The organism is Rhodococcoides navarretei, assembly GCF_038069675.1.
GTDB lineage: Bacteria > Actinomycetota > Actinomycetes > Mycobacteriales > Mycobacteriaceae > Rhodococcoides > Rhodococcoides navarretei.
This window is the reverse complement of record NZ_JBBPCN010000001.1, coordinates 1333390-1347547: the sequence shown is the minus strand read 5'-3', so window position 1 is coordinate 1347547 and position 14158 is coordinate 1333390. Positions and strand designations below refer to the sequence as shown.

Sequence of the window (14158 nt, the reverse complement as noted above, 5' to 3'; positions counted from 1 at the left end):
AACGGGAACGAAGACAGAAACGAGGCGAACTACTGCCGTGAGCAGCAGCTCTACTACCCAATTCGGACAAAATCAATGGCTGGTCGACGAGATGTACCAGCGATTCAAGAAGGACCCCTCATCCGTCGACGCGAGCTGGCACGAGTTTTTGTCCGGTTACGACCCCGATGCAGTGACCGACGAGACCACCGGCTCCAACGGTGCGGCCGGTAACGGCGCAGCCTCGAACGGTAGCTCGACCAAGTCCGCTCCTCCCGCAGCACCCGCGCCCCCAGCCAAGCCGGCCGCCTCTGCTCCCGACAAGGCCGAAGCACCGAAAGCAGCACCGAAAGCTGCCGCTCCCAAGGCCGAAGCCTCGAAGCCTGCCGCTGCTGCCAAGCCCGCCGAGAAGAAGGCAGCTCCCGCCAAGTCTGCTCCCGCCAAGCCCGCCGCAGCAGAGTTCGGTGAAGAGTCGAGCAAAATTCTGCGTGGCGCTGCCGCAGCGGTGGCGAAGAACATGTCTGCCTCGCTGCAGATTCCGACTGCAACCAGCGTGCGTGCGATCCCGGCCAAGCTCATGGTCGACAACCGCCTGGTCATCAACAACCACCTGGCACGTACCCGCGGCGGCAAGATCTCGTTCACGCACCTGCTCGGCTACGCGATCGTGCAGGCCGTCAAGGCGTTCCCGGGCATGAACCGCCACTTCGCCGAGGTCGACGGAAAGCCGAACGCCGTCACCCCGGCCGCGATCAACCTCGGTCTCGCGATCGACCTGCCCGGCAAGGACGGTAACCGTTCCCTCGTCGTCGCTGCCATCAAGAACACGCAGGACTTCACGTTCACGCAGTTCTACAACGCGTACGAGGACATCGTGCGACGTGCCCGCGACGGCAAGCTCACCGGTGAGGACTTCCAGGGCGTCACCATTTCGCTGACCAACCCCGGCGGAATCGGCACCGTGCACTCGGTGCCACGTCTGATGAACGGTCAGGGTGCCATCATCGGCGCCGGTGCCATGGAGTACCCGGCCGAGTTCCAGGGTGCCAGCGACGAGCGTCTCGCCGAGTTCGGCGTCGGCAAGCTCATGACGCTGACCTCGACGTACGACCACCGCATCATTCAGGGTGCGGAGTCGGGCGATTTCCTCAAGACGATCCACAACCTGCTGATCAGCGACGAGTTCTACGACGAGCTGTTCCACTCGCTCAAGATCCCGTACGAGCCCATTCGCTGGCGCAAGGATCTGCCCGAGGGCACGGTCGACAAGAACACCCGCGTGCTCGAGCTCATCGCGGCGTACCGCAACCGCGGTCACCTGATGGCCGACACCGATCCGTTGCAGTTCACCAAGGACAAGTTCCGGATGCACCCGGACCTCGACGTGATCAGCCACGACCTCACGCTGTGGGACCTCGACCGCGAATTCAAGGTCGGTGGATTCCACGGCAAGGACAAGATGAAGCTGCGGGACGTGCTCAGCGTTCTGCGCGACTCGTACTGCCGCCACGTCGGCGTCGAGTACACCCACATTCTCGAGACCGAGCAGGTCTCGTGGCTGCAGGAACGCGTCGAGGCCAAGCACGTCAAACCGACTGTGGCGCAACAAAAGTACATCCTGAGCAAGCTGAATGCCGCCGAGGCATTCGAGACGTTCCTGCAGACCAAGTACGTCGGACAGAAGCGTTTCTCGCTCGAAGGTGCCGAGTCGGTCATCCCGATGATGGACTCCGTCATCGACCAGAGCGCCGAGTACGCCCTCGACGAGGTCGTCATCGGTATGCCGCACCGCGGCCGTCTGAACGTGCTCGCCAACATCGTCGGCAAGCCCTACTCGAAGATCTTCACCGAGTTCGAGGGCAACATGAACCCGGCTGCCGCACACGGCTCCGGCGACGTGAAGTACCACCTCGGTGCCGAGGGCACGTACATCCAGATGTTCGGTGACAACGACATCAAGGTCTCGCTCACGGCGAACCCGTCGCACCTCGAGGCCGTGGACCCCGTACTCGAAGGTCTCGTCCGCGCCAAGCAGGACCTGCTGGACAAGGGCACCGGCCAGGGCGGTTACTCCGTTCTGCCGCTGATGCTGCACGGCGACGCTGCATTCGCCGGCCAGGGCGTCGTCGCCGAGACGTTGAACCTGTCCGATCTGCGGGGCTACCGCACGGGCGGCACTGTGCACATCGTCGTCAACAACCAGGTCGGCTTCACCACCTCACCGGAGTTCTCGCGTTCGTCCGAGTACTGCACCGATGTGGCGAAGATGATCGCTGCGCCGATCTTCCACGTCAACGGCGACGACCCCGAGGCCTGTGCCTGGGTCGCTCAGCTCGCGGTGGACTTCCGTCAGAAGTTCCACAAGGACGTCGTCATCGACATGATCTGCTACCGCCGTCGCGGTCACAACGAGGGCGACGACCCCTCGATGACGCAGCCGGCGATGTACGACGTGATCGATACCAAGCGCAGCGTCCGCAAGAGCTACACCGAATCGCTCATCGGCCGTGGCGACATCTCGCTCAAGGAAGCCGAGGACGCACTCCGCGACTACCAGGGCCAGCTCGAACGCGTCTTCAACGAGGTACGCGAACTCGAGAAGTACACCCCGGAGCCGAGTGAGTCGGTCGAACTCGACCAGCAGCTGCCGGCCAAGCTCACCACCGCGGTCGACAAGGCCGTGCTGCACCGCATCGGCGATGCGCACCTCGACGTTCCCGACGGATTCAACGTGCACCCGCGCGTCAAGCCGGTGCTCGAGAAGCGTCGCGAAATGGCGCACGAGGGCAAGGTCGACTGGGCCTTCGGCGAGCTGCTGGCACTCGGATCGCTGGTGGACGAGGGACGCAACATCCGCTTCTCCGGCCAGGACACCCGCCGTGGCACGTTCACCCAGCGCCACTCGGTGATCATCGACCGCAAGACCGGTGCCGAGTACACCCCGCTGCAGAACATCGGCAGCGACAACCCCGGCAAGTTCATGGTCTACGACTCCGCACTCAGCGAGTTCGCAGCCGTCGGCTTCGAGTACGGCTACTCGGTGGGCAACCCGGACGCACTGGTGATGTGGGAAGCGCAGTTCGGCGACTTCGTCAACGGCGCGCAGTCCATCATCGACGAGTTCATCTCCTCCGGTGAGGCCAAGTGGGGCCAACTCTCCGACGTCGTGCTGCTGCTGCCGCACGGCCACGAAGGTCAGGGTCCCGACCACACGTCCGGACGCATCGAACGCTTCCTGACGCTGTGCGCCGAAGGATCGATGACCGTCGCACTCCCCTCGACCCCCGCGAACTACTTCCACCTGCTGCGCAGGCACGCGCGTGACGGAATCCGTCGCCCGCTCATCGTCTTCACCCCGAAGTCGATGCTGCGCAACAAGGCAGCAGTGAGCAATATCGAGGACTTCACCGACGGCAAGTTCCACTCGGTGTTCGACGAGCCCACCTACGACACCGGCACCGGCGACCGCAGTGCGGTCAAGCGAGTGCTGATGGTCAGCGGCAAGCTCTACTACGAGCTTCTCGCTCGCAAGCAGAAGGACAATCGCGACGACGTCGCGATCGTTCGCGTCGAGCAGCTCTACCCGGTGCCGGTCCGCCGCATCCGGGAAGCGCTCGAAAGCTACCCGAATGCAACCGAGTTCCGTTGGGTTCAGGAAGAGCCTGCGAACCAGGGTGCCTGGCCCTTCTTCGGTCTCGCACTGCCCGAGCTCATGCCCGAGAAGCTGGTCGGCATCAAGCGCATCTCGCGTCGCGCAATGTCCGCCCCGTCATCGGGATCGAGCAAGGTGCATGCCGTCGAGCAACTGGAAATCATCGACGAGGCCTTCAACAAGGTCGGCGAAGACTAGACACGTAGTTCGGTAGCGACAGCGGCCCACTCCTTCGGGGGTGGGCCGCTGTTGTCGTTCGTACGCACCCAACTTCGCCGTCAATGGACCACTACATACGTCTGGGGAGTGCAACGGTCCATTGACGCACACCTCGGTTCCGCGTGAATGGACCCTTGCATACGTCTGAGGAGTGCAACGGTCCATTGACGCGGCAGGGGGGCGGGGAGGGCACCGGGCGGGGAGGGCAGGGGGCGGGGAGGGCAGGGGGCGGGGGGCGGGGGGGCGGGGATCAGGGGGCGGGGCCGGGGGCGCTCAGGCGTCGGTGTCCGCGTCGGCTCCCAGGAGTGCGGAGATCATGCCCGGGGCCAGGGCCACGGCGGGCAGGGCGTTGACATTGAGGTCGATGAGTTCTTCGCGAGTGATGTGCGGATCCCGGAGCCAGGTGATGGTCGCTTCCTCCACGAAGGCGATCCAACCGCGGACGGCGAGGTCGATGGTGGGGGTCACTTCCATGTCGAGTCCGGCGAGTTGCGCGAGGGTGCGCTCGGCCATGGTGGTGCGGGTCTGCTCGAACACCTCGCGCATCAGGGGATCTCCGCTCGCGGTGCCACGCAGCAGGGAGATGAACGTATCGCGCTTCTCGGCGACGTAATCGACGTAGTTGGCTATGGAGTCGCGCAGGATCTCGAAGGGGTCGAGTTCGGGATCGGGAGCAGTGCGCTCGATCATCGACCGGGACGCCTCACGAACTATTTCCAGGTGAAACTCCTGCTTGGAGGCGAAATAGTGGAACAGTAGACCCCGGGAGACGCCTGCTTGGTCTGCGATGTCCTCGACGGAGATCTGCTCGAGAGGGCGGTCGGCGAGCATTTCGGTCCCGAGCTCGATCAGTTGCGCTCGTCGTTGCTGCGGACTGAGCCTGGTCCTCTTCGTGGTCGATGCGCCGGGGCTGTTCACGAACGCCATGCAACCACTCTACTGAATGTTAGTCAATAACTATTGACTCACACTCAATAAGCTTCTACGCTCCCCTACATGAGTCTTCCCGTAACAGATACTTCGGACCGTGCAACGACGCCGCGTCACGTCGATACGCTGATCATCGGCAGCGGCTTCGCCGGCCTCGGTGCCGCGATCAAGCTGACGAAGGCAGGCAAGAAGGACTTCGTCGTCATCGAACGCGGCCACGATGTCGGCGGCACCTGGCGCGACAACACCTACCCCGGTGCCGCCTGCGACGTGCCGTCGCACCTGTACTCGTACTCGTTCGCCCTGAACCCGGACTGGACCCGGTCGTTCTCCACGCAGCCCGAGATCCAGAAGTACATCGCCGGAGTCGCGCGCAAGTACGGCGTCATGGACAAGCACGTATTCGGCACGGACGTGACCTCGGCCCGCTGGAACGCGGAGACCAACCGCTGGGATGTCGAGACCACCTCCGGCAACTACACCGCGAAGATCGTCGTCTCGGCCGTCGGCGCACTGTGCGAGCCGAACCTGCCCGACATCAAGGGCATTCACGACTTCAAGGGCGACGTCTTCCACTCCGCCCAGTGGAACCACGACGTCTCGCTCGCCGGCAAGCGCGTCGCCGTCATCGGCACCGGTGCGTCGGCGATTCAGATCGTGCCGGCCATCGCAGGCCAGGTACAGCATCTCGACGTGTACCAGCGCACCGCGCCGTGGATCCTTCCCCGCGCCGATCGGCCGTACACCAAGCTCGAGCGCTTCGCCTTCAAGCACGTTCCCGGATTCCAGCGTCTCTCTCGCGCCGGCATCTACGCGATGCGTGAGACCCAGGTCGTCGGTCTGGCCAAGGCTCCGGCCTTCATGAAGCCCCTGCAGTGGGCGTCGGAGAACCACTTGCGCACCCAGATCAAGGACAAGGCGCTGCGCGCCAAGGTGACGCCGAACTTCCGCATCGGCTGCAAGCGCATGCTGATCTCGAACGCGTACTACCCGGCGCTCGCCCAGAGCAACGTCGACCTCGTCACCGACGGCATCGCGGAGGTGCGCGAGGGCTCCATCGTGACCAAGGACGGCACCGAGCGCCCGATCGACGCGCTCGTGGTCGCCACCGGCTTCCACGTCACCGACTCCCCCGCCTACCAGGGCATCACCGGTAAGGACGGTCGCACGTTGGCCGAAACCTTCGACGACGGTGGCCAGCAGGGCTACAAGGGCGCAGCGGTCGCCAATTTCCCCAACATGTTCTTCCTGGTGGGGCCCAACACCGGCCTCGGACACACCTCGATGGTCTTCATGATCGAGTCGCAGATCAACTACCTGGTCGACGCGTTGAACACCATCGACAAGCACGACATCGGCACCATCGAGGTGCGCAAGGACGTGCAGGACGAGTACAACGTCACCCTGCAGGACCAGCTGTCCAAGAGCGTCTGGATGAACGGCGGGTGCGCCAGCTGGTACCTCGACAAGCACGGCAACAACACGACACTGTGGCCGGGCTTCACCTTCGAGTTCCGCAGAATGACCAAGAACTTCGATCTCGATGCGTACCGTAGCGTCGCTACCGCAGACCTGCCCTCCGGATCGTCGGCCAACACCTCCGCCGGCAACAACACAGACAAGGTGTCCGCACGATGAGCACATTCACAGGCAAGGTCGCCGTAGTCACCGGCGCGGGTTCGGGAATCGGCCGGGCTCTGGCCCTCGAGCTGGCCGGGCGGGGAGCGAAGTTGGCACTGTCCGACGTCGACACCGCAGGACTGGACGAGACGGTCCGACGCGTCGAGGCGTTGGGTGCCCAGGTCAAGTCGGATTTCTTGGATGTGTCCCAGCGCGAGACCGTACTGGACTACGCCGAGGCCGTCGTCGCGCACTTCGGCAAGGTCAACCAGATCTACAACAACGCCGGGATCGCGTACCACGGTGACGTCGACAAGTCCTCGTTCAAGGACATCGAGCGCATCGTCGACGTCGACTTCTGGGGAGTCGTCAACGGCACCAAGGCATTTCTGCCGCACATCCAGGCCTCCGGCGACGGCCACATCATCAACATCTCCAGCCTCTTCGGCCTGCTGGCCATGCCGTCGCAGTCCGCGTACAACGCCGCGAAGTTCGCCGTCCGCGGATTCAGCGAGTCGTTGCGGATGGAAATGCTGATCTCCAAGGCACCGGTCAAGGTGACCGTGGTGCATCCCGGCGGCATCAAGACCGCAATTGCCCGCAACGCCACGGTCGCCGAGAACTTCGATCAGGCCGACGTGGCCAAGTTCTTCGACAGCAAGCTCGCCAAGACCACCCCGATCGACGCGGCGAAGACCATTCTCAAGGGCGTCGAGAAGGGCAAGGGCCGCGTGCTCATCGGTTCCGACGCGATCGCCCTCGATCTGCTGCAGCGCATCACCGGTTCGCGATACCAGGGCCTGATCGCGGCGGTATCCAAGCGCGCGCTGCCGCGCACGAAGAAGTAGGCGCGCCCGTGAAGTCTTTCTACGTCCCCCTGCCGATCGTCGCGGCGGCACTGAAGCCGTTCTACCGCCTTGCGCTCAATCCGCGCCTGTCTTTCCGGGCGCAGCGGGCACTTCTCGAGGCCGCGGCTCCGGCGCAGACACTTCCGCACGGAACGGTCTCGCAGAAGTTGACGCTCGCGGGACGCAAAGCCGAGCGTGTCACCGTCGGTGCGACCGAACGCGACACGGCAATCCTCTACCTGCACGGTGGCGCATACACGATCGGTTCGATCAACACGCACCGATCGCTCGCCGCGCATCTGGCGCGGGAATCGGCCAGCGCGGTCTACGTGCTCGACTACCGGTTGGCCCCGGAGAACCCGTACCCGGCAGGTCTGGACGACGCCGTGGCGGCGTTCCGCGAGCTTGTCCGATCACACGGATTCACAGCCGAGCGCATCGCCATCGCCGGCGATTCGGCCGGTGGCGGTCTGACCGTCGCCACCGCCCGGCGGCTGGTGGACGACGGGACCAGCCCGGCGGCCCTCGGGCTGATCTCGCCCTGGGTCGATCCCGGTGCACGCGACGCCGTCAAGGACCGCGATCTCGTGGTCAACACCGGCTGGTCGTACAGCTCGGCCGATGCCTATCTGGGTGCAGGCGATCCACTGGACCAGGGCTTCGCCCCACTGCTGGGAAACCTGGACGGCCTGCCGCCGATCGTCATGCACGTCGGCACCGACGAGGTGCTGTACGCGCAGATCACCGCGTTCGCGGACAAGCTGCGACTGTCGGGCGTGGAACTCGAGCACGTGGAATACAAGAAGCTCTGGCACGTGGCCCATCTACAGGCATCGATCCTGCGTGAGGCGGCTCAGGCCGTCCAGCACATGGGCTCGTACCTCGGCCGGAAGGTCAGAGCCACCCCAACGGTCGGAGCGTCACAGGTTGCGCTCACCGAGCCAGCGACCGGCGACCTCGCCTGACGGAACACCACTGCGGACCTCGCCGATCATGTCGGCGAGGTCCGCTGTCGTCAGCTCCCCCGCCACCACCGAGAACGACTCGAGCGCACTCTCCTCGAGCACCCCGTTGGAATAGAGCGGCACCACGTTCTGCGCTGGGTAGACGCTGTCGTCGTCGGGCAGCGTTGTCAGGTCCTTCGCCAGCGGGCCGAACGACGCGGTGCGAATAGCAAGTGCGTCCACCGCCCCGGAATTCAGCTCGTCGACCGCGAACTGTGCGTCCGGATACACCATGAACTCCGAGAAGCCGGCCCCGGTGAAGCTCGGGCTGCCCACACCCTCTGTCCTGACGTCCATCGGATGTACCTCCCCCTCGACCGTCCCTACCGTCACATCGCTACGACGCAGAAATTCGGCCACCGTCGTTCCGTCGTCCACCGCATTACCCGACGCCACCGCGATGGCAAGTCGATCCTCTGCCGTCGCGTAGTCCCCCACCGACAACCCGGCGGGCAGTGATCGGTTCAGTTCGGTGTACACGTCCTCGGCCTCGGTTGCCGATGATGTGGCGTCGAAGGTGCGGAGCAGGTCCCCGGTCAGGTCGGGAACCATCGTCACCTCACCGCGGTCCAGCGCTGCGAGGTAGTCGGCCCGATCTCCCAGGTCTTCCTTCACCTCGACGTCCGTTCCCGTCGACCGCAGTCCCCCGGCGTAGATCTGGGCGAGCAGCTGCGAGAGGTCGGTGCTGCCCGCTCCGACGACTATGGGCCTGGAAGCCGGGTCGGTCGACGCGCCCGCACTGCAACCGCCGAGGAGCCCGGCGATCGACATCGTCAGGGCGGCTACCAGAACCGACGAACGCACTGTCATTTTCTCCTGTTCACTGCCCGGGTGGTTTACCGATCTCGGCCGCGGGGCACTAGTGCGAACGAGACGGTAGTCGAACCAACCTTATGGGCACGCCGAATTCGACTACCATCCCGAGCAGCCCGAGTCCTGGTTCCTTCGATACCCCCGCAGCGCGAGTGGGGTCGAAGGAGATGGGTAGGACTGTGCCCGAACCGATGGAAGGACATCATGACCACCTCCCGAATCACGCGCGCGTTCTCCGCTCCGAGGGCAGTGGCTGCCGTTGCCGCACTCGCTCTCTCGGTCACCGCACTGACCGCTTGCGGCGGAAATTCGGACCCACTGTCCAGCGGTGGCGGCGAGAGCAACAGCGACACGAACTCCATCATCATCGGCTCGGCAAACTTCCCCGAGTCCGAGACCGTGGCGAACATCTACGCCGAGGCGCTGCGCGCCAACGGCTTCGACGTGAGCACCAAGCTCAATATCGGCAGCCGCGAGGCGTACATCCCTGCGTTACGCGACGGGTCGATCGATCTGATCCCGGACTACACCGGAAACCTGCTGCAGTACTTGGACGAATCCGCCACCGCCACGTCCTCCGAGGACGTTCTGGCCGCATTGCCCGACGCACTGGGTGACGAACTCACCGTGACGGCGCAGGCTCCCGGCGAGGACAAGGATGCCGTCGTCGTCACTCGTGAGACCGCCACCGAGCGCAACCTCACCACCATCGGCGACCTCGCTCCGTTCTCGTCCGAGGTGACCTTCGCCGGTACCCCGGAATTCCAGGAGCGCACCGGCGGTCTGCCCGGTCTGCGCGAGAAGTACGGCCTGGACATCGCGCCCGGCAACTACATCCCGATCTCCGACGGCGGCGGCCCGGCCACGGTCGAGGCGCTGGTCTCCGGGCAGGTCGTCGCAGCGGACATCTTCACCACCGCGCCCTCGATCGCACAGAACGATCTCGTCGTCCTCGAGGACCCGGAGAACAACTTCGCCGCGCAGAACATCATTCCGGTGCTGCGCACGTCCAAGCAGTCGGACAAGCTCACCCAGGTGCTCGACGCCGTGTCGGCGCAGATCACCACCGAGGAGCTGATTGCGCTGAACACGCGAGTGTCCGGTGACGAGAAGGTAGAACCCGCGGCAGCAGCAGCGGATTGGGTCGCGGACAAGGGTCTGGACCAGCCGGTCAGCTGATGATCACCTTCGAACAGATCAACAAGACGTATCCGGACGGCACCACCGCGGTCGACTCCCTGGACCTGGTGATCGAGCCACACTCGTTCACCGTGTTCGTGGGGCCGTCCGGGTGTGGCAAGACCACTTCCATGCGGATGATCAATCGCATGATCGCGCCGACCTCGGGCGTGATCACGGTCGACGGTCGCAATATCGCGGACACCGACGCGGTGAAGTTGCGGCGCGGCATCGGGTACGTCATCCAGAGTGCCGGCCTGCTGCCCCACCGCACCGTCGTCGACAACGTCGCGACGGTGCCGGTGCTCAACGGCGAGTCCCGACGTGCCGCACGCAAGGCCGCGCTCGACGTCCTCGAGCGCGTCGGGCTCGATCCGGCATTCGCCTCGCGATACCCGGCGCAGCTGTCCGGTGGGCAGCAACAAAGGGTGGGCGTTGCCCGCGCACTCGCCGCCGACCCGCCGATCCTGTTGATGGACGAGCCCTTCAGTGCGGTGGACCCGGTGGTTCGTGAGGAACTGCAGACCGAGGTGCTGCGATTACAGGCGGACCTGCAGAAGACCATCGTGTTCGTCACCCACGACATCGACGAGGCCGTTCGGCTCGGCGACAACATCGCCGTCTTCGGTCCGCAGGGCCGACTGCAGCAGTACGACAAGCCGGAGACCGTACTCGCTGCCCCGGCAACGTCGTTCGTGGCGTCGTTCGTCGGTCGAGATCGCGGCTACCGAGGCCTGTCGTTTCGCTCGGCACAGTCGGTGACGATGCACCCGATCCACACGGCGACGCAGGACGAGATCCACGGTCTACGCCTCGATCAGGGGCAGTGGGTCCTGGTGGTCGACGAGCAGCGTCGCCCGCTCGGGTGGATCGACGCGACCGGTGTCGAGAAGGTGCGCGACGGCCGAAGCATCGACGAGAGCACGGCGGCGGGAGGATCTCTGTTCCTCGAGGGCGGCGACCTGCGGCAGGCACTGGACTCGGCCATCTCCTCGCCGTCGGGAATCGGTGTTGCGGTCGATGCATCCGGCGCGGCCGTCGGTAGCGTCGACGGTGCCGAAATCCTCGAAAACCTTGCAGAACAACGCAAGGCCGAGGACTCCGAGCGCAACCGGCACCACTTTCTCGCTACCGGGGACGCCGAACAGTGACCTGGCTGTTCGACAATTTCGATGTCGTACTCGGCTACACGAAGACACACCTGTATCTCTCGCTCGTCCCGTTGTTCGTCGGGCTGGTCATCGCCATCCCGGTGGGCACCGTCATTCGCAACACTCGCTGGGTTCGCCGAATCACGTTGACAGTGGCCAGTATCGCGTTCACCCTTCCGTCGCTCGCGCTGTTCGTCACCATCCCTGCAGTGGTCGGTCTACCGGTACTCGATCCGTTGAACGTCGTCATCGCTCTGACGGTGTACTCGACTGCCCTGTTGGTGCGGGCGGTGCCCGAGGCACTCGATTCGGTACCGTTCGCGGTGGTCGACTCCGCCCAGGCGATGGGCTACTCGTCGTTGCGACGAGCGGTGGCCGTCGAACTGCCACTGGCACTTCCGGTGTTGATCGCGAACATCAGAGTCGTGGCGGTCACCAACATTTCGCTGGTCTCGGTGGGCTCGGTAATCGGCATCGGCGGTCTCGGGCAGCTCTTCACCCAGGGCTACCAGCGCGATTATCCCGACCAGATTTTCGCCGGCATCATCTCGATCGTGTTCCTGGCGTTGGTGTTCGACGCAGCCCTGTACCTGCTGGGCCGTCGACTGACTCCGTGGACGCGGCTGAGCACGGGCTCATCGAAGAAGAAGGCACGCGCATGAATCTCTTCTCCGAGGCGTTCTCGTACATCCTCGACGGCGGAAACTGGGCCGGTCCCACGGGAATCGGCGCACGACTGATCGAGCACATGTGGTACAGCCTGCTGGCAGTGCTGCTCTCCGCGGCCGTCGCGGTTCCCGCCGGTCTGCTGATCGGTCACCTGCGCCGCGGCGAAGCCGTCATCGTCGGACTCGTCAACGCGCTGCGGTCGCTGCCGACCCTCGGCATTCTCGTGTTTCTGGTTCTGGTGATCGGATTGGGTCTCGTCCCCCCGATCATCGCCTTGGTGCTGCTGGGCATTCCTCCGCTGTTGGCCGGCACGTACTCCGGCATCGCCAACGTCGACGCGAACGTCGTCGACGCCGCACGTGCGATGGGGATGACCGAAACCCAAGTGCTGTTTCGGGTCGAGATCCCCAACGCGCTGCCTCTGATCCTCGGCGGGTTGCGCAACACCACCCTGCAGATCATCGCCACCGCGACCATCGCGGCCTACGTCAACCTCGGTGGGCTCGGCCGCTACATCTTCGACGGGCTTGCGCTCTACGACTACGGCCGCGTTCTGGTCGGCGCGATCCTGGTGGCGCTGCTGACCTTGATCGTCGACGGCCTTCTCGCCCTTGCTGTCTGGTCGTCCGTTCCGGGAACCGGTCGTCTGCGGCGGATGCCGACCGGACTCGCGAAGGTCTGACTCGTCCGACGACGAAAAGACACCGGCGAACCACAGGCCCGGGTGGGGGCCGGGTTCGCCGGTGTTTTCTTTCCGTTTTCCTACGCGACGCCCTCGGCTCGCGCTGCTGCCGCAACTGCGTCCGCAACGGCCGGGGCGACACGAGGATCGAGTGGACTGGGCACGATCTTGTCCGCAGCCAACTCGTCGCCGAGAACCGAGAGGATTGCCTCGGCAGCGGCGAGCTTCATGCCTTCGGTGATGCGGCGGGCACCCGCGTCGAGCGCGCCCTTGAACACACCGGGGAAGGCGAGAACATTGTTGATCTGGTTCGGGAAGTCGCTGCGTCCGGTCGCGACGATCGCGGCGTACTTCCGCGCCACCTCGGGGTGGATCTCCGGATCCGGGTTGGACAACGCGAACACGATGGAGTCCGGGGCCATCGATGCGATGTAGCTCTCGTCGACCTTGCCCGCGGACAGACCGAGGAACACATCGGCCCCGGCCAGGGCGTCGGCCGCTCCGCCGGACAGCGCACGGGGGTTGGTGCGTGCCGCGAGATCGGTCTTGACGCTGGTGAGGTCGTGGCGGTCGGAGGAGACGATCCCCCTCGAGTCCAGCACCACCACGTCCCGGATGCCGGCCAGGAGGAGCATGTTCGCGCACGCGACGCCCGCTGCCCCGGCTCCGGAGATGACGACCTTCAGTTCGGAGGTACTGCGGCCCTGAACCTTCGCGGCCCCGTTGAGCGCGGCGAGGACCACGATCGCGGTGCCGTGTTGATCGTCGTGCATGACGGGGCAGTCGAGAGCCTCGATGACACGCTTCTCGATCTCGAAACAACGCGGTGCCGAGATGTCTTCGAGGTTGACGGCACCGAAGCTGTGCCGCAGGCGCACGATGGTCTCGACGATCTCGTCGACGTCGTTGGTGTCGAGCACGATCGGGATGGAGTCGAGACCGGCGAACTTCTTGAACAGCGCGGCCTTGCCTTCCATCACCGGCAGCGACGCGCGGGGACCGATGTCGCCCAAGCCGAGCACTGCGGAGCCGTCGGAGATGACGGCGACGAGGCGATCGGTCCAGGTGTATCGCTTGGCCAACGCGGGATCGGCAGCGATGGCGCGGCTGACCTGGGCGACTCCGGGCGTGTACGCAATGGACAGATCGCGCTGGGTCTCGAGCGGTGCCGCCAACTCGACCGACAGCTTGCCGCCTAGGTGCCCGGCAAAGATCTCCTCGTCGGTGATCCCGGCGGGAAGGGCCGGTGTGGTGGGTGTTGCTGTGCTGTCTTCGACTGCCGTCACGGTGAAAGCTCCTCGCACTGTCGACCTCGACCAGCAAGGCGACGCATGTCAACGAAGTGATGATGATGGGGATGAGGGCGCTCGGAGTGCGCCAGTGCTGGCTGCAAACTGCCGAGAGCGTGTCTC

11 protein-coding genes are annotated in these 14158 nt (G+C 64.9%); 8 read left to right on the top strand and 3 right to left on the bottom strand.

Translation table 11 applies throughout. The annotated features are described in order from the left end of the window. The first annotated feature begins 37 nt into the window (after positions 1-37). Complete coding sequence (locus tag AABD04_RS06705) at positions 38-3829, top strand: multifunctional oxoglutarate decarboxylase/oxoglutarate dehydrogenase thiamine pyrophosphate-binding subunit/dihydrolipoyllysine-residue succinyltransferase subunit (RefSeq protein WP_243596875.1); 3792 nt, start codon at positions 38-40, stop codon at positions 3827-3829. A 294-nt stretch (positions 3830-4123) separates the two neighbouring features. On the opposite strand, the gene AABD04_RS06700 is transcribed toward AABD04_RS06705, so the two are convergent. After that, on the bottom strand, positions 4124-4777 hold the full coding sequence (locus tag AABD04_RS06700) for a TetR/AcrR family transcriptional regulator (RefSeq protein WP_243596874.1): 654 nt from the start codon (positions 4775-4777) through the stop codon (positions 4124-4126). 69 nt (positions 4778-4846) lie between these two features. Between AABD04_RS06700 and AABD04_RS06695 the strand changes: the two genes are divergently transcribed. From AABD04_RS06695 to AABD04_RS06685, 3 genes are read left to right on the top strand one after another with little or no spacing between them, the layout of a single operon-like run. Beyond that, positions 4847-6418: a flavin-containing monooxygenase gene (locus AABD04_RS06695; protein WP_243596873.1), complete on the top strand. Its 1572-nt coding sequence runs from the start codon at positions 4847-4849 to the stop codon at positions 6416-6418. Beyond that, positions 6415-7248, top strand: coding sequence for an SDR family NAD(P)-dependent oxidoreductase (locus AABD04_RS06690; RefSeq protein WP_341440605.1), 834 nt, complete (start codon positions 6415-6417; stop codon positions 7246-7248). The genes AABD04_RS06695 and AABD04_RS06690 overlap by 4 nt, the downstream gene beginning before the upstream one ends. Before the next feature lie 8 nt (positions 7249-7256). Next, positions 7257-8213, top strand: coding sequence for an alpha/beta hydrolase (locus tag AABD04_RS06685; protein ID WP_341440604.1), 957 nt, complete (start codon positions 7257-7259; stop codon positions 8211-8213). On the opposite strand, the gene AABD04_RS06680 is transcribed toward AABD04_RS06685, so the two are convergent. After that, positions 8169-9062, bottom strand: coding sequence for a glycine betaine ABC transporter substrate-binding protein (locus tag AABD04_RS06680; protein WP_341440603.1), 894 nt, complete (start codon positions 9060-9062; stop codon positions 8169-8171). The two genes, AABD04_RS06685 and AABD04_RS06680, sit on opposite strands and share 45 nt — an antisense overlap. Before the next feature lie 207 nt (positions 9063-9269). On the opposite strand from AABD04_RS06680, the gene AABD04_RS06675 reads away from it, so the two are divergent. The 4 genes from AABD04_RS06675 to AABD04_RS06660 are packed head-to-tail and all read left to right on the top strand — an operon-like array spanning position 9270 to position 12746. Further along, the gene (locus tag AABD04_RS06675; RefSeq protein ID WP_341440602.1) at positions 9270-10244 is read left to right on the top strand and encodes an ABC transporter substrate-binding protein; all 975 of its coding nucleotides are present in this window, start codon (positions 9270-9272) and stop codon (positions 10242-10244) included. Beyond that, the gene (locus AABD04_RS06670) at positions 10244-11395 is read left to right on the top strand and encodes an ABC transporter ATP-binding protein (RefSeq protein ID WP_341440601.1); all 1152 of its coding nucleotides are present in this window, start codon (positions 10244-10246) and stop codon (positions 11393-11395) included. Before AABD04_RS06675 ends, AABD04_RS06670 begins: the two co-directional genes overlap by 1 nt. Beyond that, the gene (locus AABD04_RS06665; RefSeq protein WP_341440600.1) at positions 11392-12057 is read left to right on the top strand and encodes an ABC transporter permease; all 666 of its coding nucleotides are present in this window, start codon (positions 11392-11394) and stop codon (positions 12055-12057) included. The genes AABD04_RS06670 and AABD04_RS06665 overlap by 4 nt, the downstream gene beginning before the upstream one ends. Continuing rightward, complete coding sequence (locus tag AABD04_RS06660) at positions 12054-12746, top strand: ABC transporter permease (protein WP_243596867.1); 693 nt, start codon at positions 12054-12056, stop codon at positions 12744-12746. Before AABD04_RS06665 ends, AABD04_RS06660 begins: the two co-directional genes overlap by 4 nt. Before the next feature lie 80 nt (positions 12747-12826). Here the strand turns inward: AABD04_RS06660 and AABD04_RS06655 are convergent, their stop codons facing one another. Beyond that, positions 12827-14032 (bottom strand): NAD(P)-dependent malic enzyme, encoded by a 1206-nt coding sequence (locus tag AABD04_RS06655; RefSeq protein ID WP_341440599.1) that lies wholly within the window; start codon positions 14030-14032, stop codon positions 12827-12829. Positions 14033-14158 lie beyond the last annotated feature (126 nt).

What these genes read in the sequence shown, in the direction of transcription:
- AABD04_RS06690 (WP_341440605.1), top strand. Translation starts at nt 6,415, where the DNA reads ATGAGCACATTCACAGGCAAGGTCGCCGTAGTCACCGGCGCGGGTTCG.
- AABD04_RS06695 (WP_243596873.1), top strand. Translation starts at nt 4,847, where the DNA reads ATGAGTCTTCCCGTAACAGATACTTCGGACCGTGCAACGACGCCGCGT.
- AABD04_RS06675 (WP_341440602.1), top strand. Translation starts at nt 9,270, where the DNA reads ATGACCACCTCCCGAATCACGCGCGCGTTCTCCGCTCCGAGGGCAGTG.
- AABD04_RS06670 (WP_341440601.1), top strand. Translation starts at nt 10,244, where the DNA reads ATGATCACCTTCGAACAGATCAACAAGACGTATCCGGACGGCACCACC.
- AABD04_RS06680 (WP_341440603.1), bottom strand. Translation starts at nt 9,062, where the DNA reads ATGACAGTGCGTTCGTCGGTTCTGGTAGCCGCCCTGACGATGTCGATC.
- AABD04_RS06700 (WP_243596874.1), bottom strand. Translation starts at nt 4,777, where the DNA reads ATGGCGTTCGTGAACAGCCCCGGCGCATCGACCACGAAGAGGACCAGG.
- AABD04_RS06660 (WP_243596867.1), top strand. Translation starts at nt 12,054, where the DNA reads ATGAATCTCTTCTCCGAGGCGTTCTCGTACATCCTCGACGGCGGAAAC.